19 protein-coding genes are annotated in these 19,272 nt (G+C 70.0%); 5 read left to right on the forward strand and 14 right to left on the reverse strand.

Annotated features, from left to right (window positions below; translation table 11 throughout):
- Positions 1-7: 7 nt before the first annotated feature.
- The 3 genes from FLV34_RS25020 to FLV34_RS25030 form a co-directional block, all read right to left on the reverse strand.
- Positions 8-838 carry a carbohydrate ABC transporter permease gene (locus FLV34_RS25020; protein WP_147944234.1) on the reverse strand — a complete coding sequence of 277 codons (831 nt, stop codon included), beginning with the start codon at positions 836-838 and terminating at the stop codon, positions 8-10.
- Positions 838-1,650, reverse strand: a complete 813-nt coding sequence (locus tag FLV34_RS25025) for a carbohydrate ABC transporter permease (RefSeq protein WP_222709616.1) — start codon at positions 1,648-1,650, stop codon at positions 838-840. The genes FLV34_RS25020 and FLV34_RS25025 overlap by 1 nt, the downstream gene beginning before the upstream one ends.
- A 201-nt stretch (positions 1,651-1,851) precedes the next feature.
- Positions 1,852-2,991, reverse strand: coding sequence for a sugar ABC transporter substrate-binding protein (locus FLV34_RS25030; RefSeq protein ID WP_168066064.1), 1,140 nt, complete (start codon positions 2,989-2,991; stop codon positions 1,852-1,854).
- Positions 2,992-3,254: 263 nt separating this feature from the next.
- Between FLV34_RS25030 and FLV34_RS25035 the strand changes: the two genes are divergently transcribed.
- Positions 3,255-4,022, forward strand: coding sequence for an IclR family transcriptional regulator (locus FLV34_RS25035; protein WP_142648770.1), 768 nt, complete (start codon positions 3,255-3,257; stop codon positions 4,020-4,022).
- 171 nt (positions 4,023-4,193) lie between these two features.
- On the opposite strand, the gene FLV34_RS25040 is transcribed toward FLV34_RS25035, so the two are convergent.
- Positions 4,194-5,537, reverse strand: coding sequence for an alpha/beta hydrolase-fold protein (locus tag FLV34_RS25040; RefSeq protein WP_187280725.1), 1,344 nt, complete (start codon positions 5,535-5,537; stop codon positions 4,194-4,196).
- Positions 5,538-6,470: 933 nt separating this feature from the next.
- Here FLV34_RS25040 and FLV34_RS25045 point away from each other — a divergent pair.
- Positions 6,471-9,287 carry an immunoglobulin-like domain-containing protein gene (locus FLV34_RS25045; RefSeq protein WP_147944237.1) on the forward strand — a complete coding sequence of 939 codons (2,817 nt, stop codon included), beginning with the start codon at positions 6,471-6,473 and terminating at the stop codon, positions 9,285-9,287.
- 90 nt (positions 9,288-9,377) lie between these two features.
- A complete protein-coding gene (locus tag FLV34_RS25050) occupies positions 9,378-10,070 on the forward strand; it encodes an endonuclease V (protein WP_142648773.1) in 693 nt (230 codons plus the stop codon).
- A gap of 24 nt (positions 10,071-10,094) precedes the next feature.
- Here FLV34_RS25050 and FLV34_RS25055 read toward each other — a convergent pair whose 3' ends face one another.
- The 6 genes from FLV34_RS25055 to FLV34_RS25080 all read right to left on the reverse strand — a co-directional run bounded on the left by FLV34_RS25055 (position 10,095) and on the right by FLV34_RS25080 (position 14,829).
- A complete protein-coding gene (locus FLV34_RS25055; RefSeq protein WP_142648774.1) occupies positions 10,095-10,403 on the reverse strand; it encodes an MTH1187 family thiamine-binding protein in 309 nt (102 codons plus the stop codon).
- Between the two features lie 69 nt (positions 10,404-10,472).
- Positions 10,473-10,958, reverse strand: coding sequence for a DUF6194 family protein (locus FLV34_RS25060; protein WP_147944238.1), 486 nt, complete (start codon positions 10,956-10,958; stop codon positions 10,473-10,475).
- Between the two features lie 124 nt (positions 10,959-11,082).
- The gene (locus FLV34_RS25065; RefSeq protein WP_147944239.1) at positions 11,083-11,940 is read right to left on the reverse strand and encodes a universal stress protein; all 858 of its coding nucleotides are present in this window, start codon (positions 11,938-11,940) and stop codon (positions 11,083-11,085) included.
- Between the two features lie 210 nt (positions 11,941-12,150).
- Complete coding sequence (locus FLV34_RS25070) at positions 12,151-13,539, reverse strand: cellulose binding domain-containing protein (protein ID WP_147944240.1); 1,389 nt, start codon at positions 13,537-13,539, stop codon at positions 12,151-12,153.
- Between the two features lie 220 nt (positions 13,540-13,759).
- On the reverse strand, positions 13,760-13,969 hold the full coding sequence (locus tag FLV34_RS25075; protein ID WP_142648778.1) for a hypothetical protein: 210 nt from the start codon (positions 13,967-13,969) through the stop codon (positions 13,760-13,762).
- 152 nt (positions 13,970-14,121) lie between these two features.
- Entirely contained in the window at positions 14,122-14,829 is a 708-nt protein-coding gene (locus tag FLV34_RS25080) for a hypothetical protein (RefSeq protein ID WP_142648779.1), read from the reverse strand.
- A 17-nt stretch (positions 14,830-14,846) separates the two neighbouring features.
- Here FLV34_RS25080 and FLV34_RS25085 point away from each other — a divergent pair, with 17 nt between their 5' ends.
- Positions 14,847-15,038 carry a hypothetical protein gene (locus FLV34_RS25085; protein WP_142648780.1) on the forward strand — a complete coding sequence of 64 codons (192 nt, stop codon included), beginning with the start codon at positions 14,847-14,849 and terminating at the stop codon, positions 15,036-15,038.
- Here FLV34_RS25085 and FLV34_RS25090 read toward each other — a convergent pair.
- From FLV34_RS25090 to FLV34_RS25100, 3 genes are all read right to left on the reverse strand, one after another.
- A complete protein-coding gene (locus FLV34_RS25090; protein WP_260617332.1) occupies positions 15,023-15,775 on the reverse strand; it encodes a sulfite exporter TauE/SafE family protein in 753 nt (250 codons plus the stop codon). The two genes, FLV34_RS25085 and FLV34_RS25090, sit on opposite strands and share 16 nt — an antisense overlap.
- A gap of 68 nt (positions 15,776-15,843) precedes the next feature.
- Positions 15,844-16,287 (reverse strand): protein-tyrosine phosphatase family protein, encoded by a 444-nt coding sequence (locus tag FLV34_RS25095; RefSeq protein WP_142648781.1) that lies wholly within the window; start codon positions 16,285-16,287, stop codon positions 15,844-15,846.
- A gap of 70 nt (positions 16,288-16,357) precedes the next feature.
- On the reverse strand, positions 16,358-16,609 hold the full coding sequence (locus FLV34_RS25100) for a hypothetical protein (RefSeq protein WP_147944241.1): 252 nt from the start codon (positions 16,607-16,609) through the stop codon (positions 16,358-16,360).
- A gap of 163 nt (positions 16,610-16,772) precedes the next feature.
- Here FLV34_RS25100 and FLV34_RS25105 point away from each other — a divergent pair, with 163 nt between their 5' ends.
- The gene (locus FLV34_RS25105; protein WP_142648783.1) at positions 16,773-17,822 is read left to right on the forward strand and encodes a LacI family DNA-binding transcriptional regulator; all 1,050 of its coding nucleotides are present in this window, start codon (positions 16,773-16,775) and stop codon (positions 17,820-17,822) included.
- A gap of 22 nt (positions 17,823-17,844) precedes the next feature.
- On the opposite strand, the gene FLV34_RS25110 is transcribed toward FLV34_RS25105, so the two are convergent.
- Positions 17,845-19,215 (reverse strand): GH1 family beta-glucosidase, encoded by a 1,371-nt coding sequence (locus FLV34_RS25110; protein ID WP_142648784.1) that lies wholly within the window; start codon positions 19,213-19,215, stop codon positions 17,845-17,847.
- Between the last annotated feature and the right edge of the window lie 57 nt (positions 19,216-19,272).

The following is a 19,272-nucleotide window of genomic DNA, read 5'->3' on the forward strand; positions in this document are numbered from 1 at the left end:
CTCCCGTTTACCCCTTCACGGCGCCGGCGGTCATGCCGGCCACCACATGCCTCTGCGCGAACAGGTAGAAGACGACGGCGGGCAGCGTGAACATGAAGGCGACCGCCATCACCGTCTGGATCGGCGTGCCCAGCTCGCCGATGAAGTTCGCGATCCCCACCGAGGCAGGCTGCTTCCCGGGCGTGAAGATGAATGTCACGGCGAACACGTACTCGTTCCAGGCGTGGAAGAACGCGATGACCGCGGTGGCCGCGATGGACGGCGCGATCAGCGGCACGTTGATGCGCGTCAGCACCGTGAGCGGCCGTGCTCCGTCGACACGCGCGGACTCCTCCAGCGCGCGCGGTATGCCGTCGATCGCACCCTTGAGAATGAGGGCGACGATCGGCAGGACGAAGGCGGAGTTGACCAGGATGAGGCCGCCCAGGGAGTCGAGCAGGCCGAACCGCCGGAAGAGCGAGAACAGCGGCACGACCATGAGCGCCTCGGGAAGCATCTGCGTGAACAGCAGAAGCACGGTCACGACGGCCTTGCCCCAGAACGAGAACCGCGAGAGCGCGTAGCCGAGCGGAATGCCGAGCCCGATCGAGAGGACCGTCGTGCCGACGGCGATCACCAGGCTGTTACGCAGCCAGCCCAGCGCCTTGCCTTCGGCCAGCGCGTCGATGAAGACCCCGAAATGGGAGAGGTCGGGGACGAGCCGAGCCTTCGCGGCGAACAGATCCGAGTTGCTCGACAGCGCCGTGACGATCATCCAGTACAGGGGGAAGACGGCGACGCCGAGCACGACGAGAACGCCGAGGATGCGCAGGGTCAGACCGATGCGAAGCGGCCTCATCAGCGGGCCTCCCTTTCGGCGGCGCGGGCGACGAACCGGCTGCCGGCGACGACGATGAGCGACACGACCACGCCGACCATGCCGATCGCCGCCGCGGAACCGAGCTGCTTGGAGTCGAAGGCCTGTGAGTAGAGGTCGATGACGAGCGTCTCGGTCGCGCCGACCGGTCCCCCCTTGGTCATCAGCCAGATGAGCTCGAACCGCCGCAGCGACCAGATGGTCATGAGGATGGCGAGCAGTCCGATGGTGGGCTTGATGACCTGCCAGGTGACGGCGCGGAAGGTCCACCACCGCCCCGCGCCGTCCACCGTCGCGGCCTCGGTCAGGTCCGAGGGCACGGACTGCAGCGCGGACAGCAGCACCACCGAGGTGAACGGGAACAGCTGCCAGATGGTCGTGGCGAGGATCGCCGGGAGGGCGTACGTCGGGCTGTCGAGGATGGCGCCGCCCGGGACGCCGAGGCCGACCGCGTCCAGGAAGCGGTTCACGATCCCGTAGTCCGGGTTGAGCATCCACGTCGCGATGAGCGCGACCGCGATGCCGGGCGCCGCCCACGGAATGGTGACCAGCGCGCGCGCCCACCCCCTGCCGCGGAATCCTTTGTTGAGAAGCAGGGCGACGGCGAGCCCGGATCCCACCGCGCCGACAACACACACGATCACGTAGATGAAGGTGGTGAGAAGGGTGCGGCGGAAGTCCTTGTCACCGAAGATGTGGGAGAAATTGTCCAACCCCACCCAGGTGCTGTGCGTGGGATTCAGCAGCGACGTCCGCGTGAAGCTCAGGAAGATCTCCTGAACCAGCGGAACCACCTGGAAGACGAGGATGAAGACGGCGGCGGGCGCCAGGAAGAGGTAGGGGGTCCATTTGCTCCCCCGTGGGCTGCCTCGACGCCGGGTCTCGGTTCGAGACCCTGAGGTTCGCTGTTGTTTCTGCACAGTCATCGCGTTCGGTCCTTGTACGGGTAGGACGCCGCCGGCGCGAGGCGTGCTCGCGCCGGCGGTCTCGTCCGATCAACCGACCAGTTGGGTCGCCTGCTCCTGGGCGCGGTCCAGCGCGGTCTTCAGGTCGACCGTGCCCTGGAGCGCCGCGATGACGTTCTGCACGACGATCTTGCGGATGTCCGGCGTCTTCGCTTCGAATCCCAGGACGATCTGGGGCAGGCTCGATTCGGTGAGGTCGTCGAACACCTTGAGGAACGGCGTCTCCTTGAGCTTTTCGGCGCTTCGCTGGGTGACCGTCGCCACGCTGCTCGCGCCGAGGATCTCCTGCAGCTTCACCTGGTTGGCCGGCTCGAGCGCCCAGCGGATGAAGGTGGCGGCCGCCTCCTTCGACGGACTCGCCTCGTTGATGACGATGGGCGCGAGGATCGCACCCTGGCTGCGGACCGGGAACGGGATGGGCGCGACGCTGAAGTTCAGATCGGGGTTCTGGCCGCGGGTCGCGGTCACGTAGCCACCGTTGTTGAGCTCCATGCCGACCTTGCCCTCGGCGAACATGCGGCGGAACGTCGCCGCGTCCGCGCCACGCGGGATCACCTTCGCGTCGTACAGGTCCTTGTACGCCTGCAGGCCCTTGAGGTTCTCGGGCGAGTTGATGGTCAGGTTCTTGCCGTCCGACCACTTGCCGCCGAAACCGTAGACGTAGTTGAAGATGTCCTGCCAGACACCGGCCTCCTCGGCCTCCGTCTGGCGGAACGCCAGGCCGTAGACGTCGCCCTTGGTCAGCGACTTCGCCGTCTTGACGAACTCCTCGTAGGTCGTCGGCGGTTTCGGGATCAGGTCGGCGTTGTAGAACATCGCGTAGTTCGACGCCTCGAAGATGATCCCGTCACGCCTGCCGTTGTGGACCATGAACTGGTCCGGCTGCTTGAGCAGGTCATACTTGCTGACGTCGATCAGGTCGTCGAGCGGCGCGATGAGGCCGGCGTCCGAGGCGGCCTCGAACTCGGGCATGTCGAAGCGGATGAGGTCGGGCCCCTTCCCGCTGCCCATCTGGGTCAGGACGGTCTGGCCGAAGGTCGGGTACGGCACCGCCGCGGCGGACACCTTGATCGCGCTCTGGCTCTTGTTGAAGTCTTCGAGCCACTCCGTGAGCAGCGGCCCGCGACCGGGGTCGCCGAACGTCGAGGCGGCGAAGGTCAGCGTGGTCACGCCGCCGGATCCGCTGCCGGAATCACTGTCAGAGCCGCAACCACTCAGGAAGGCGACGGCCGTACAGATGAGACTGGTCGCCACAGCCAGGCTACGGCGAACGCGATGTTGCTCCATTAGTTACTCCCATTTCCAACCGTTCGTTCCCCCCGAAACGCCGTTTTCTGCAACGATCGTAGCGACATGTGCAACACTGTCAAGAAGTGCACGGTTGCGTGCCCTATGCTCTACATTGCGCATAGTGCAACGCAGGGAGGGCAGTAGTGGCACAATCCATCCAGCGTGCGATCAACCTGATCCGGGTGGCAGCGGAGCATCCGCTGACGCTCACAGAGGCCTCGGACGTGCTCGGCGTCCACAAGTCCACGGCTTTGCGGATCTTGCAAGCGCTCGAGGCCGCACGGTTCGTACGCAAGACAGGAGCGGGGACCTACGTGTTCGGAAGCGGGCTCATCGAACTGTCCGAGCTTGCGCTCAGTTCGATGGACCTGCGCCAGCTCGCGTCCGCGCATCTGCGCCGGCTCCAGCGGCAGACGGGCCATACCGTCCACCTGGCGCAGCTGACCGGCGACGAGATCATCTATATCGACAAGGTCGACAGCCCCGCGTTCGACGCGGTGAAACTACCGTCTCGGATCGGCCGGGCCGTCTCACTCTATGCGAGCGCCGTCGGAAAGGCGATCCTCGCCTACCTCCCCAGAGAGGACCGCGATCGCCTGCTCGCGCACGTCACGTTCGAGCGGCACACCGACACGACCATCACCGATCGCGACTCCTTCGAAGCCGAACTCGCCCAGGTCCGCGAGCAGGGCTGGTCCGTCGACAACGGCGAGCACGACGCCTACGTCATGTGCGTGGCCGCACCGGTCAGGGATTCCCGGGGCAAGGTCGTCGCCGCCGTCTCCGTCACCGCGATCGAGGTGATCGAGACCTTGGACCAGTTGAAGGAGAAACTTCCGCTGGTGCTGGAGACCGCGGCGCTGATCTCGGAAGAGGCCGGATACACGCCGGAGCCGCCGTCGGCGAGCTGAGTCGCGGCCTGTGGAGCATTTCGAGGTGCCGTCGGCGTTGGCCTGACACGCCGACTTCTCCCAAGACCTCCCCAGGCCGCGGGCTCGGATCGTTCGGAGGCCTTGCCGTGGCGTCCCCGCAGGTGAGAGGCGCCACGGCAAGGCCTCGCCGGATCGGCGGGATGAATCAGATCAGTCGACGGTCACCTGCGTGCTCTGTGATGCGTTGAACAGTTTGTCGCCCGGGTAGCGGGCGACGACGGGGTTGTCGAGAAGCGCGCGGTCGACGGCCTTGCGGAAGGTGGCGACACCGTTCTTGACCGGCGCGGATCCGAGGTGGGTGTCACCGGCGTAGAACTCGACCTTGCCGGTCGGGGAGGCGACGTTGGCGGTCACGGCGCCCACCGCGGCGGTCGCGGTGAGCCTGACGTTGTGGGAGTTCCCGGCGGGCGTGGCGGTGATGTCCAGGCCCGTCGTGGGGGTGCGGAACGCCACGTCACGCAGATAGAAGTCGAGCATCGGACGCCAGACATGCCAGGTGTGCATGCCGTCCACGTAGTACTCCTTGATCTCGACGCCGACGGACCGCAACGCCTCGGCGCGCGTGTGCAGGCTCTGGGCACTGGTGCCGTCCTGCCGTCCGGTGCCGAAGAGGAGGCCGCCGGGCACCGTCTTCAGGCGGTCGATCTGCGCCTGCGAGGCGGCCGGCCCGCCGATGCTCCAGGCGGCGTCGTAGGCGAACAGGTCGGTGTTGTCGTACATGATGGTGAACGCACGACTCCCGCCCGCGGAGAACCCGCCGAACGCGCGGTCCTCCGGCCGGGTCGAGACGTGGTAGTTCTGCTCCACGAACGGGATGACGTTGTTGCGCAGCTCGTCGGCATACCCCTGATTGCCACCGGGCAGGCCGTTGAAGTCGGTGGACACGACCACCATGGGCTGCGCCACGCCGTCCTTGATGGCGTTCTCCACGATGTGGTGGGCCACGCCCTGCATCGTCCAGGCGATCGAGCTGTCCCCGGCGCCGTGGCTCAGATACAGCGTGGGGTAGGGCGTCGCCCGGTTGGGGTCGTAACCGTGCGGCGTGTAGACGACGATGTCATGCACCCCGGCCGGGTTGGTCGACAGCGGCGACGGATACCGCCGCGACTCCAGTTTCCCGGCCTCATGGGCTTTGACCGGCGCCTGGTAGCCGTTGTCGTAGGTGGGGAACTTCTTGCTGCCCGGCACGTAGATCGTGCTGCGCACCGCACCCGGCGCGCTCGGGTACTGGGGCTGCACTTCCCACCGGTTGGCCGGGTCGTCGTGCAGGGCGCAGCCGGTGGCCTCCACGTCGGTGCAGTCGTGGGTGAAGGCGTAGCGGAACGTTCCGGCGGGTAACGGGACGGTGATCTCCCATATCCCGTCGGCGCCGAGTTGCATGGGCAGGATGCGCCAGGGAGTGGCCGCGGTGTCGCCCGGCTGCCACTGTGACGGCGCGTGGTTGTCACCGACGTTGTCGGGCTGAGCGAAGAACCAGTCACCGTAGATTTGCACGCTGTCGACACCGGCGGGTGCCTGGTATCGGAACGTCACCGCGTACCCGGTCGGGGGTGCGTCGGTTTTGACCAGGGTCGGCCCCAGCGGCTTCGCCGGTGCCGCCGAGGCCGGAGGCGCCGACACCCCCACTCCCGTCACTGCGGCCGCGACAGTCAGGCCGGCCAGAAGCGACCTCAGCCTTCTACCTCGTTGGGTCCTCGGCGAACGATGGGGATAGGCGACCTGCACGTTGCTCTCCCTCCGAGAGTGAAATGTGGTCAGACGTAACGAATCGGACCTGACCGTTGCCGTGATCGTATGTGGGCACTCAACGATGTCAAGAGAAAATTGCATATGAGGTTTCAGGCGTTGCAGCATACGCAATGCAGCGCGCCCCGCTCGATCGGCAGCAGGTCCTCGATCTGCACTGACCGCGACGAAGCCACGACCCGGCCGAGATCTTTAGCCTAGTCCAGAGCGACTTTCATCTATTGACTCACAAAGTTTGCTCATGTTAGCGCTATCTTTCGCTGCGCCCGAAGGTTATGGTCGGCATTCAAGACCCCGACACCTGCGTCATATGGACCAACACCCCCCAGTTCACGCCGTCCCCCCACAACTGACAGCGAGGTGACCCTTGCCTGTGCTGCCCTCGTCCCATCGGGGCGCTCGACGGGGCCTGATCACGCTTGGCCTCGGCACGCTGACCACTCTTTCCGGGCTTCGCCTCTCCGCGCCCGCGGCCGGCCCCGCCCCGGACAGGGCCGTGCCTCACGTGTCCACGGCGACCGGATCAAGGAGAATCGATTGAGATCGCGACAGCAAGGATCGCGTCGCAGACCGGGCCGAACGGGGAGAGGTGTCGCGGGCCTGGCGCTGGGTGCGCTTCTCTCGGTCTCGCTCGCGGCGACGCCTTCACAGGCTGCCGAGGAGCAGCTCGACGAGGGCCTGGTGCACCACTTCGCCCTCGACGAGACCAGTGGGACGACGCTGGTCAACTCGGGTAGCGCGGGCCCGGCGGCGAACGCCACGCTCGTGCATCCGGAAAAGGCGACCTTGACCGGCGATGGAGTCAGGTTCAACCCCGACTCTTACGAGAGCGCACTCGACGGTGCGTACGTGGCTCTGCCGGACGACATCACCGCCGGCATGTCGAACCTCACCGTCGACTATGACGTGTGGATCGACCCGGCGAACGTCGGCGAGCACCAGATGTGGAGCTTCGGCGCGAAGTCCGGCTCGTGTGACGCCGACACCGGCGCTCAGGGCTCCATCTTCGCGTCCAACACCCAGCGGTTCCGCATCGCGGTGGGTTCGGCGAACCTCCAGCAGAATCGGGTCCGCATGCCCGAGGGAGCCTGGACGCACGTCACCTACACCCAGTCGCTCAACGCGAACGGCGCGAGCTGGACCGGCCGGCTTTACCTCGACGGCGTGCTGCACGCGACGTCGACGAACCTGACCACACCGCCGTCGCTGAACGCCGCGGGGACCAACTGCAACTTCCTCGCCCGCTCGCAGACGTCGGGCCACTACTCGTTCCGCGGAACGATCCGGGATTTCCGGGTCTACGACCGGGCAGTGAGCCTCGACGAGACACTCGCCCTGGCGGAAAGGACCGTCTCCGATGGCGTGCGCGCCGACGCCGAGGCCATCGATCTCGGTCTGACCAGCGCGATCGTACGCGACATCGTTCTGCCCAAGGTGGGCTCCGTGGCGGGCTCGGCCATCACGTGGACGAGTTCTGACCCGTCGGTCGTCGAGGTCCGCACCCCGCCGGCCCTCCCCAGCGCACGCAAGGTCGCGGTGATCGGCAAGATCACCCGGCCCGCGCGGGGACGGCCCGACGCGACGGCCACGCTCACGGCGACCGTCCGCAAGGGCGCCCAAGAGGTCACCACACGGGAGATTCCCATCGTGGTGAAGGCCGAGTTCGACGACGCGCAGGCGGTCGACCGTGACGCATCCGACCTGACCCTGCACGCCACCGACCACGTGCGGGGAAACATCGACCTCCCCGCCACCGGCGAGTTCGGCTCCGCGATCACCTGGAAGTCGACCACCGACCTCGTCACCCCGACGGGTGAGGTGACCCACCCCGCCTTCGGCCGTACGGACGTCGACGCCGTCCTGACGGCGACCATCACCAAGGGCTCGGCCTCGAAGACGAAGTCGTTCCCGGTGACCATCACCGCCATGCCCCGGTCCGAGGAGTACGAGCGGTACTTCATGGGGTACTTCAAGGGCGAGGGGATCGCCGACGGCGAACAGATCATGTTCGCGACGTCCAACGGGAACACCGCCCTGGACTGGACCGGTCTGACCGGAGGCCGGCCGTCGCTCATCTCGCAGCTTGGCGACCAGGGCCTTCGTGACCCCCACATCGTCCGCTCCCCCGACGGCGACACGTTCTACATGATCGCCACCGATCTGAACTGGTACGACCAGGGCGGATACGCCATCAACGACACCCAGTACATCGAGGTGTTCGAGTCGCACGACCTCGTGCACTGGACTCCCCAGCGACACGTGAAGATCGCGCCCGACAACGCGGGCAACGCCTTCGCACCCGAGTCGCTGTGGGTCGACGAGATCGGCGCCTACGCCGTCTTCTGGGCACAGTCGCTGTGGAACGACCCGGTGAACCGCACCGGTCAGGGGAACGCTCAGATGTGGTACGCCACGACGCGCGACTTCCAGACGTTCTCGGATCCGCAGGTGTGGCAGAACCCGGCCCCGCTGTCACGGATCGACACGACCGCCATACGCGTCGGCGACTACTACTACCGCGTGACGAAGAACGAGGCCGGCAACCAGGGCTCGGACATCTTCTCGGAGAAGCACACCGACTTCCTGGACAGCGACATCGACCACTGGACGTTGGTCGCTCCGGCTCTGGGGCGCACGACGTGGGTCGCCAACCAGGGGTACGAAGGGCCGATCATCTTCAAGGCCAACCCCGGCGACACCTCCTGCCCCGGCCAGTTCTACCTCTGGGGTGACCGGTACACGAACGGCGGCGGATACCAGGCCGCATGCCACGAGAACATCGAGGCTCCGACCTGGAACGCCAAGGCGCTCACGATGACCAACGCGGGCGTGGCCCGTCCGCGGCACGGCACCGTGATCCCAATCACCCTCCGCGAGTGGAACGACATCCGCGGGATCCCGAACAGCGACGTCACGACCACCACCGAGGGGGCTGTCGAGCCGTACGCGACCGGGGCCCAGACGACCACGGCCACCGCCACGGTCGAGGCGGCCGACGGGTTCGAGACCGGCGGTCAGGTGCGGGTCAGCGTCGGCTCGTGGTCGAAGCTCGCCCACCTGAAGGACGGCACGGCCACGGTCACGCTGCCGGCGGATCTGCCTGCGGGTGCCCGCACGGTGAAGGCCGAGTACCTCGGCTTCGACTACCTGAAGGCATCGGAAGGCACGGCGTCGTTCCAGGTGCCGTCCGGCCAGAACGCCGTCAAGGTCAAGGCGAAAACCGCGCCCGCGTCGGTCGTCCGCGGGAACACGTTCGCGCTGGACGTGACCGTCGGTCCGGCGGGCGGGCAGAAGAAGAACGCTCCGACCCCGACCGGCGAGGTCACCGTCACCTTCGGCGGCACCGTGCAGGTCGTGCCGCTGGCGGACGGCGAGGCCGTCGTCACACTGCGGACCGCCGATCTGCAGCGCGGGGTCTACCCGGTCCACGTGGCCTATTCCGGCAATCCGACCTACCGGCCCCACGCCGCCGACTACCAGAAGTTGACGGTGCGATAGCCGGCGAGTGGCGGGCCGGCGACCTCGTCTCGCCGGCCCGCCACGAGCGCCCTGTGCGGGTCGGCGACCACGGCGTCTATCGTTCCCGGCATGAAGGTCTGTTCCATCGCCGCTCCGGCCTCGGCGGAGGAGGCGGAGGCGATCCAGGACGCCCTGCGGCCCAGGCTGGACCTGACCGGCCCGGGCCCCCGCGACCCCGCCCTGGTGGCGGGGGTGGACGTGGCCTACGCCGGCGACCTGCTGGCCGCCGCGGTCGTGGTGCTCGACGGGGCGAGCCTGGACGTGGTCGAGCAGGTGACGGTGCCGGGACGACCCGCCTTCGGCTACGTGCCCGGCCTGCTCGCCTTCCGCGAGCTGCCCAGCCTCGTCGAGGCGCTGGAGCGGCTCACCGTCACGCCCGACCTGATCGTCTGCGACGGGTACGGCCTGGCGCATCCCCGGCGGTTCGGCCTCGCCTGCCACCTCGGGGTGCTCACCGGCCTGCCCACGATCGGCGTCGGCAAGACGGCCTTCGTCGGCTCCTTCGAGCCGCCCTGCCGGGAGCGCGGCTCGTGGAGCGAGCTGCTTCTGGACGGCCAGGTGGTCGGCCGGGTGCTGCGTACCCAGGACGGCGTGAAGCCGGTCTTCGTCTCCGTCGGCCACCGGGTCGACCTCGACACCGCCTGCCACGACGTGCTGGCCCTGACCCCGCGTCACCGGCTTCCCGAGACGACGCGCGCCGCCGACCACCTGTCCCGTTCGGCGCTGAAGGCCGCCCTGGCCGGCTCCTCCGCCATCACCTGACCGTGGCCCACGCCCCGGCCCGGGTCAGGAGGCGCCTTCGGCCAGGTGGCGTTCGACGGTGGCGACCTTGGCGTCGAGCCTGCCCTCACCGGCGCGGGCGTCGGCCTTGAGCACCAGGCTGACGCGGGAGCAGCGGGCCTCCACGGCGGCGACCGCGTCCTTGACGACGGCGAGCACCTCGTCCCACGTCTCGCCCTCGATGGTGGTGAACATGGCGTCGGTGCGGTTGGGCAGCCCCGACGCGCGGACCACGCGCACCGCCTCCGCCACCATCTCGCCGACGTCCTCACCGGCGCCGATCGGCGTGACGCTGAACGCGACGAGAACCGACATGGAACCTCCTCGGAGATCGCATCCCCGGCCACGCTAACACCCGCCACCGGGCGGCGGCGGGCGCGGGGGTCACGCCCGGGTGGTGCACTCGCCCGTCCTGTGGCGGGCGGCCGCGCGGGTGTGCGCGCCGGTGAGGAGAGCGCGCACCTGCTCGGCGGTGCCGTCGCCGGGGTTGAGCACGCAGACCCACGACTGGGTGGCGTACAGGGGATGCGGCAGGATCCGGTCGGACACGCGGTAGTCCAGCGCCTCGTGGTGGTCGGCGTGGGCGGCCGGCGGATAACCGAGCAGCTCCTCGAACACGGCGCGGCCGACCCCGATGTTGACCCGGAACACCCCGGGCCGGTTCAGGTCGGAGGCGGTGTCGAACCCCTCGTAGTCCTTCACGACGATGGTGGCGAAGGGCATCTTCCGGTTGGCCGGCTCGTCGTCGGGGTCGTAGTAGAAGAAGGTGTCTCCCCATGCCGCCTGCGGGGCGCCGTTGTCCTCCGCGGCGGTGAAGGCGACGACACCCGGCAGGCCGGACACGAATGCGATGACGTCGTTCTCGGTCACACGAGGTCCTTTTCTCGCTGGATTCCTCCTTCAAGTTTCTCATTCAAGTCCTTTATAAGGCTTTTCCGGGAAATCCGCTGACGACCGTGCGTCAACCCTCAAGTCGGGGGTGGAACCTCCGCGCTCAGCTCCGGGGAGCCCGCACCACGGCGACGGGGCAGTGCGCGTGGTGCAGGACCGCCCGGCTCACCGAGCCGAGCACCGCCGCTCCGACGGCGCCGCGCCCGCGCGACCCCACGACGAGCAGGTCGGCCTTCTCCCCCGCCTCCACCAGTGCGGTGACCGGATGCCCGCAGACGGCCCGCATCTCGGCGGCGACGTCGGGATACCGGTCCCGGTGGCCCCGCGGGCCCCCCGCCACGTAGTCCTCCTGGGCCTTGCGCACCTCGTCGACGTCGTACGCGATCTCGGGAGCGAAGGGGTGCACGGGAAGCTGCCAGGCATACACGGCGAGCAGGCGGCAGTCGCGCAGCCGCGCCTCCTCGAACGCGTAGGTCAGAGCGGTGGCGGCCTCGTCGGAGCCGTCGACGCCGACGACGACAAGCCCGTGGGGCGCCGACACCCCGGCCCGCACCACGACGACGGGGACGTCGACCTGACCGGCGACGTGCATGCCGACCGACCCGAGGAGCATGCCGGTGAACCCGCCGTGGCCCCTGCTGCCGATCACGATCTCCGCGGCGTTCCCGGCCTCCTGACGCAGCACCCGGGACGGGTCGCCCTCGATCATGGCGGTGGTCACGCGTACGGCCGGGGGGGTCTCGCGCACGGCCTGTTCGGCCTCCTCCAGGATCCGCCGGCCGGCCCGGTCGAGCTGGTCCTCGATCGGGATGGGATAGCGTGCGATCTCGTACGGCAGGCGGTCCACCGCGTGGACGATCCGCAGCGGCAGGCCCTTGCGTGCCGCGTCGCCCGCTGCCCATTCCACCGCGGCGGCCGCGGGGCGTGATCCGTCGGTGCCGACGATGACGGGTTCGGCCATGGCTCCTCCTTGTGCTCCTGCCTCCATCCGACCGCCCGCGCGACGTCCGGGGCAGGGCCGCTGGTCCCCGCCCGGCGGGACCTTTCTCCTCCCCGTGTCAGGGTTCATGGGCGGGCATGACGCGGCCGGCTCGCGCGGCGACGAGGCGCGCGAGCCGGCCGGAGGTCGGGAACGGAAGCCGGGAGCAGGCCCGAGAGTCAGGAGCAGAACTCAGGAGCAGGTGAACCCGCTCGCCCCCGGTGAGGAGGGGCCGGACGCCTGGAAGCCGAAGCTCGCCGACGCGCCGGGCGCGAGGTTCGTCGCCCACGAAGGCGCCTTGGCCGTCCAGCGGGTGCCGCCGGCGGTCACGGTCGCGCTCCAGCCGCTGACGAGGCTCACTCCGGACGGCATGTCCCAGGTGACCGTCCAGTTCTGCCAGGTCGTCGTGCCGGTGTTCTTGACGGTGACGTTCGTCGTGAAGCCGTCCTGCCAGGAGCTGGCCACCTGATAGGTCACCTGGCAGGTGCCCGGATTCGCCGACGGCGACGGGCTGGGGCTGGGCGACGGGGAGGGGGACGCGGAAGGAGAGGCCGACGGCGACGCGGACGGGGACGCCGAGGGCGAAGGGGAGGCCGAGGCAGACGCCGACGGCGACGGGGACGGCGAGCCGCTGGGCGTGGTCGTGGTGTAGCTCGCCGCGGTGTAGTCCGCGCCGCACTGCGATCCGCAGGACGCGGGCAGGGAGAAGCTGTAGACCCGGCCGCCGTTCAGCAGCGCGTCGGACGCGTCGCGCACCCGGATCTGGAACTGCGTCGCGCCCTGGGTGACCCCGCCGATGATGTACGACTGGCCCATGTCGGAGTTCATCTGGGCCTGCTTCCAGGTGCCGTCGGCGTAGTACTCCACTCCGTGGATGCCGTTGGGCAGGTGGGAGACGGCGATCGCGGGCCACCACGCCTGCGCGCCCTTCATGAACCCGATCCTGATGTCGCCGCTGTAGCCGGGCGCCGGGACGAACGACCAGGTCACGTGGCGGTTGTTCCAGTGGTTCGGGTACATGTCCCCGACCGGCGCCCCGTTCTTGACGAACTTGTTGAGCGACGGCTTCGACAGGTCCAGGTGATACCGGTCGTCGCGGCACCAGCCGTTGGAGTCGCCACAGCTGTCCGCGACGAGCATGGTGAGCGTCGCGCCGTTGTACGCGTCGGAGACCCACGAGCCGTTGCGGCAGAACGCCTGGCCGGGCGCGCCGTCGTTGACGCCGGTGCAGTAGTCGGAGATCGTCACCTGCACATACCGGCCGCAGTTGAGACCGTTGTTCCACAGCCCGGCCTTGGACGCGTTCGCGCCGGTGAGCGGCCGGGGGTAGAAGGAGTAGTCGCCGGGCGTGTCGTACACGTTGAGCGCGACGAAGTCCTGCGAGTCCAGCTCCGACTGCGGCAGCCCGCAGCCGCCGTACGGCGAGCCGAGGGCGTCGAAGTAGGTGGCGCTGCCGGTCACCGGCGCGGGCGGATCGTCGACCGCGCCGGCGGGTGACGCGGCGGGCCAGGCGGTGAGCAGCACCGCGGCGACGGCTGCCGCCCCTATGCGGCGTCGGACGGGGGGTGGGCGGCCGGGCATCGGGCTCCCTGCGCTTACGGTCGGGCGTGGGACGCGCAGATCGTGGCGCGGGGCGATGGCCCGGTCAAGGCACGCTCGCGGGTCGGCCCGGTGAGCTGGGCGATCCTCAGTGAGTGCCTGCAACTTTCAGCAGCACACCAAACCGAAGACGCGCGTGATGCACACCGAGGCGCGCGCCCGGCTGACCGGGGTGGCCTCGGGGTGACCGCCGCCGCGGCGCTCAGCGTGACTCGTGCAGCCGCGCCAGGTCGCTCTCCATCTTGGCGATGACCCGCTGGTACCCCTCCCAGCCGTACAACCGGAACAGCTCGGACTTCATGCGGAGCGTCTCCTCCTGCACCGCCTCTGGACCCTGGCGGCGTAGGGCGTCGAGTGCGAGACGCGCCTGCCTCTCCCGCTCGGTGGTTCCGGCGAGATCCTCGCGTCTCATCTCAGGAGTAGGCATGGGGCTCTGCCCTCCGGGTCTGGACGAACGGTGCCTACACCTGACGCGCCTCGACGGCCCTAGGTTGACCGCTGTGAGAAAAACTTTGAAACATGTGCGTACCGGCCGGTAGTGAGACCGGTTTCGCCGATGACCGGTCAGGGCGCCTCGCCGCCGGGGACGTCGACCGCGATCTCCCCGCCCAGCCGGTGACCCCCGCTCAGCGCCAGGTTGTCGCCGCTCCAGAACCTCCCCGGGTCATACCAGTTGGGACGGCGGCCGGCGGGCAGCAGGCCCATCGCCTCGTACGTCACGGCGACGACCTCGGCACAGTAGGCCGTCTCCAGCGCACGATCGATCGCGCCCTCCCCCGCGCCGTCCTCCGTACCTCCACGGGCACCTTCCGCCGCGCCGATCCGCGCCGCGCGGCGCAGCGAGGGCAGCCGCCCGCGCAGCCAGCGCCCGGCCAGGCGGGCCGTGGACGGGAACGGCGTGCCGTCCAGCCGCGCGATCGTCCGCAGGACGGCATCCTCCATCTCTCTCGTGGCGGACGGCTCGAGCTGCCGCAGCCAGGCGCGCTGGCCGTACCTGGCCGCCCAGACGCGGACCGCGTCGCGCAGGTCGTGCAACTGGACGCCGCGCTGGTGCGTGCCCGACCACATGTCGGGCAGCGACCGGCCGAGCTCGGCGTGCCACATGAGCGGCGGCAGGTCCTCGATGACGACGGCCATGCCGACGTGGTTGACCGGGCTGTTGGTGGTGACCTGGATGGCGCGGTCCGGTGCACTGCGTCCGCGGAACACCCAGACGTCGCCCGTGCGGGCTAGTTCGAGCGCTTTGTCGAGACTTATCCGCGTATGAGCCACGGCAGTAGCCTAGGCACATGCGCTGGTGGAAGATACTCGGTCTGGCGGCCTTCGCGGGGGTCGCGGCGACCGGTGTCGTGATCGCCCGGGCCGAGCGGCGGCGGCGTGCGTACACGCCGGAGGAGATCCGGGAGCGCCTGCGTGCCCGGCACGCCGAGGCCGTCGCCGCGGCGGAGCAAACCGGGATCGCCGCTCAGCCGCCGCGGTAGGCGTCGACGCCGAGCTTGACCGCGACCGCGAGGCCGCACAGGGCCGCGGCGATCCGCAGCGTCTGGCCGGGCAGGCGGCGCGCGACCGCCGGGCCGAGCCAGCCGCCCGCGAGGAACCCCACGGCCAGCGGGCCCACCGCCGCCCAGTCGACCGGGCCGAGCAGGGCGAACCAGACGGCCGCGACGGCGTTGGCGAGCGCCGAGACGATGTTCTTCACCGCGTTGACACCCGCCGCCGGCCGGTCGAGCGCCGCCGCGAGCACGGCGAACATGATGATCCCGCCCGCGGCGCCGAAGTAGCCCGTGTAGACGGCGACGCAGAAGACGCCCGCGCGCAGCGCCAGACCGCTCTCCCCGCCGAGGCCCACCTGCCCGGGACGCTGCGGGCGCAGCAACAGCAGCAGCGAGGCGCCCGCGATCAGCCACGGGGCGACCATCTCGAACGTCCGCGACGGCGTGACCAGCAGCAGCCCGGCGCCGGCCGCGCCGCCCAGCCCGGCGGCGAGCCCGAGGCGGCCGAGGAGACGTCCCTGACCTGCCAGCTCGGGCCTCGACCCGGCCGCCGCTCCCACGCCGGTGAAAAGCAGCGCGACCGTGTTGGTGACGTTCGCGGCCAGCGGCGGCAGGCCGAAGGCCAGCAGCGCGGGGTACGACACGATCGTGGCCAGGCTCACGACCGTGCTGACGACTCCTGCGACCAGGCCGATCCCGGCCAGCTCCAGCACGTCCACAAGCACAGAGGCACCCAACCATACGGATTTCGGACGACCGCTACCGGCCTCCTCCTCCCGGCGCCCGGCGTCCGTCAGAGGGCGGGAAAGCGCAGCACCCAGCGGCGCTGCCAGGGTGTCTCCACGGCCCGCGGGTGATATTCGGCCCGGGCCCAGGCGACGGCCCGGTCGGCGGGCAGGCCCGACAGGACGGCCAGGCACGCGATCACGGTGCCGGTGCGCCCGACTCCCCCGCCGCAGGCGACCTCGACCCGGCGGCCCGCCCGCGCGTGCGCGTGCAGCTCCCGGATGCGGCCGATCGCGTGCTCGTGGTCGCGGGGCAGGAGGAAGTCGGGCCAGTCGATCCACTCGTGCGGCCAGGTGAGGGCGTGGTCGTGCTTGTCCCTGAGCCGCCGGCCGCCCAGGTAGAGACCGTGGTCGGGCAGGGCGCCCGGCGGCGTGGGCCTTCTCAAGCCGCGGCCCCGCACCGGGGTGCCGTCCGGGAGCCGGATGGCGCCGGGAAGATCATCGATGGCCATGCCTCATCCTCCCCTCCGAGGTGGCGGCCTTGCAGGCGATTTCCGGGCTCATCCGGACGCGAGGTCGAACTCAGCGCCGCTCCAGCCACTCGACCCGCCCCGCGAGCTCGCCGTCCACCGTGACGGCGAGCATGTTGTCGGCTCCCGCCAGGAGCCCGCGCGTGCGCAGCGCCTCGCGCAGCGCGATGGTCGGAGTGAATCCGAACCACTGGTGCGGGGTCGCGCCGCTCTCGCTCTGGAAGGCCGCGTCGAAGGCGTCCAGGTCGGCTTCCGTGACGGCCGCAGGGCCAGGTGGTCGGGCATCAGAGACGCCCTTCCTCACATGTCGTCCGAGTGACGGCGGCCTCGCGCCGTGGCGTTCCCGTGGCCGCTCCGGCGGCACGCAGGCGCAGCCCGAATCATGCCATTCCGGCCCGTCCCCAACGCCGTCCGGCCGTCCGCGCGAAACCGGAGAGCGCTCTCCACCTCGTGCTATAAATGGCTGCATGAGCACCGATCTCCCGCGCACGTCGGGAGCCCCCACGCTGGAGGATGTCGCCCGTGTGGCGGGAGTTTCCCGGGCGACCGTCTCGCGTGTGATCAACGGGATCCGCAACGTCGCGCCGGACATCCAGGAGGCGGTGCACCGCGCCATCGAGACGACCGGCTATGTGCCGAACCGGGCCGCCCGCTCGCTCGTCACCCGCCGTACGGGGGCGGTCGCGCTGGTCGTGTCGGGCGCGGGCGACGCGAAGGGCGGCGAGCCGTTCGAGTCGCGCGTCTTCGCCGACCCGTTCTTCGGCCGGGTCGCCAGCGGCGTGGTGGGATATCTGCGGCCCCGGGGCATCCATCCGGTGCTGATGCTCGCGGACTCGGCGCAGACCCGCGACGACGTCGTGTCCTACCTGCGGCAGGGCAGCGCCGACGGCGCGCTGGTCGTCTCGACGCACGCGGAGGACCCGCTGCCGAAGCTGCTGGTGGACGCCGCGCTGCCCGCCGTGCTGTGGGCGCGGCCCGCCCGGCCGATCCCGATCAGCTTCGTCGACCTCGCCCACCGGGCCGGCGCGGCGCTCGCGGCCGACCGGCTGGTGGCGCGCGGCTGCCGCCGGGTGGCCACCATCAGCGGCCCCTTCGACGTGCCCGCCGCGCAGGACCGGTTGTCGGGGTTCCAGGAGGCCATGGCCGGGCACGGCCACCCGTACGTGCCGGCCGTGGAGGGCGACTTCATGCCCGCGAGCGGAGAGGCCGGCATGCACCGGCTCATCAAGGAGCACCCGGACATCGACGGCGTCTTCGTCGCCAACGACCTCATGGCGCAGGGCGCGCTGCTCGCGCTGCGCGACCTCGGGCGCCGGGTGCCCGAGGACGTCGCCGTCATCGGGTTCGACGACAGCGCCGCGGTGACCTGCCGCCCGCCGCTGACGACCGTGCGCCAGCCGATGGAGGACATGGCCGCCGAGATGGCCCGCCTGCTGCTCGCGCACGTCGCGGACCCGGACTTCCAGGTCACCTCGGTCATCGTGCAGCCGACGCTGGTGGTCCGCGAGTCGGCCTGACGGACCACCGGCGCCGCGTCCGTCACGCCACGCGCAGCCCCTTGCTCGCCTTGACGATCTCGGCGTAGCGGTGGCCGCTCGCCTTCACGGTCCGCGCCTGCGTCTCGTAGTCGACGTGCACCAGGCCGAACCGCTTGTCGTATCCGTACGCCCACTCGAAGTTGTCCAGCAGCGACCACGCGAAGTAGCCCGCCACCGGCGCACCCTGTTCGATGGCCCGGCCGCAGGCCGCGATGTGGTCCTCCAGGTAGGCCAGGCGCTCCGGGTCGTCCACCGTCCCGTCGGGGCCGACCGTGTCGCGCCAGGCGGACCCGCTCTCGGTGACGTACAGCCGGGGCGCGGCGTACTCGCGGGCGAGGCGCACCAGCAGACGCTCCAGACCGGTCGCGTCGACCTCCCAGCCCATGGCCGTGGTCGTCGCCCCCGGCACCTCCAGCTGCCGCGCGTACGGCACGGGCCCCTCGGGGTCGGCCGTCACCACCTGGCGGAAGTAGTAGTTGACGCCCAGGTAGTCGAGCGGCGCGGCGATCGTCTCCAGGTCGCCCGGCCGGATCGGCAGGTCGACGCCGTACACCGCGAGCATGTCCTCGGGGTAGCCGCGGCCGGTCACCGGGTCGAGCCACCAGCGGTTGACGTGCCCGTCGAGGCGGCGCGCGGCGGCGTGGTCCTCCTCGCCGTCGGTCGCGGGGTCGATCGGGCTGAGGTTGTTGACGATCCCGATCGACGGCGTGAGCCGCGCCGCCGCCCGTACGGCCTGCACCGCGAGGCCGTGGCCGAGGTGGAGGTGATAGGAGGTGCGGACGGCCGCTTCCAGGTCGCGCACCCCGGGGGCCATGGAGCCCTCCAGGTGGCCGTGCCAGGAGCAGCACAGCGGCTCGTTGATCGTCGTCCAGTCGGCGACGCGGTCGCCGAGCCGTTCGGCCACGACGGCGGCGTAGTCGGCGAAGCGCTGGGCCGTGTCGCGCTCGGGCCAGCCGCCGCGGTCCTGCAACGCCTGGGGCAGGTCCCAGTGATAGAGGGTCACGAACGGCCGGATGCCGGCGTCGAGCAGGGCGTCGACGAGGCGGTCGTAGAAGGCGAGCCCGCGCGGGTTGACCGGGCCCGTGCCGTCGGGCACCACGCGGGGCCAGGCCACCGAGAAGCGGTAGGCGTCCAGGCCGAGCTGTCCGAGCAGGCCGACGTCCTCACGCCACCGGTGGTAGTGGTCGCAGGCCACCTTCCCGGTGTCGCCGCCGTCGATCGCCCCGGGCACCTCGCAGAAGGTGTCCCAGATCGAGGGCAGCCTGCCGTCTTCGAGGGTCGCGCCCTCGATCTGGTAGGCCGAGGTGGCGACGCCCCAGACGAAGTCGGTGAAAGCGGTTACATCGGGGACATGGCCGCGCTGCGGCTCCATTCGCTGGTTCTCCTTGATTCGGGGGTGTCGATTCGGGGGTGTCGATTCGAGGGTGAT

Source organism: Microbispora sp. CSR-4, assembly GCF_008033685.1.
Taxonomy (GTDB): domain Bacteria; phylum Actinomycetota; class Actinomycetes; order Streptosporangiales; family Streptosporangiaceae; genus Microbispora.

Bases quoted from the DNA above. Each gene is read 5' to 3' on its own strand.
- FLV34_RS25020 (WP_147944234.1), bottom strand. From the start codon at position 838: ATGAGGCCGCTTCGCATCGGTCTGACCCTGCGCATCCTCGGCGTTCTC.
- FLV34_RS25050 (WP_142648773.1), top strand. From the start codon at position 9,378: ATGAAGGTCTGTTCCATCGCCGCTCCGGCCTCGGCGGAGGAGGCGGAG.
- FLV34_RS25055 (WP_142648774.1), bottom strand. From the start codon at position 10,403: ATGTCGGTTCTCGTCGCGTTCAGCGTCACGCCGATCGGCGCCGGTGAG.
- FLV34_RS25065 (WP_147944239.1), bottom strand. From the start codon at position 11,940: ATGGCCGAACCCGTCATCGTCGGCACCGACGGATCACGCCCCGCGGCC.
- FLV34_RS25070 (WP_147944240.1), bottom strand. From the start codon at position 13,539: ATGCCCGGCCGCCCACCCCCCGTCCGACGCCGCATAGGGGCGGCAGCC.
- FLV34_RS25075 (WP_142648778.1), bottom strand. From the start codon at position 13,969: ATGAGACGCGAGGATCTCGCCGGAACCACCGAGCGGGAGAGGCAGGCG.
- FLV34_RS25085 (WP_142648780.1), top strand. From the start codon at position 14,847: ATGCGCTGGTGGAAGATACTCGGTCTGGCGGCCTTCGCGGGGGTCGCG.
- FLV34_RS25095 (WP_142648781.1), bottom strand. From the start codon at position 16,287: ATGGCCATCGATGATCTTCCCGGCGCCATCCGGCTCCCGGACGGCACC.
- FLV34_RS25105 (WP_142648783.1), top strand. From the start codon at position 16,773: ATGAGCACCGATCTCCCGCGCACGTCGGGAGCCCCCACGCTGGAGGAT.
- FLV34_RS25110 (WP_142648784.1), bottom strand. From the start codon at position 19,215: ATGGAGCCGCAGCGCGGCCATGTCCCCGATGTAACCGCTTTCACCGAC.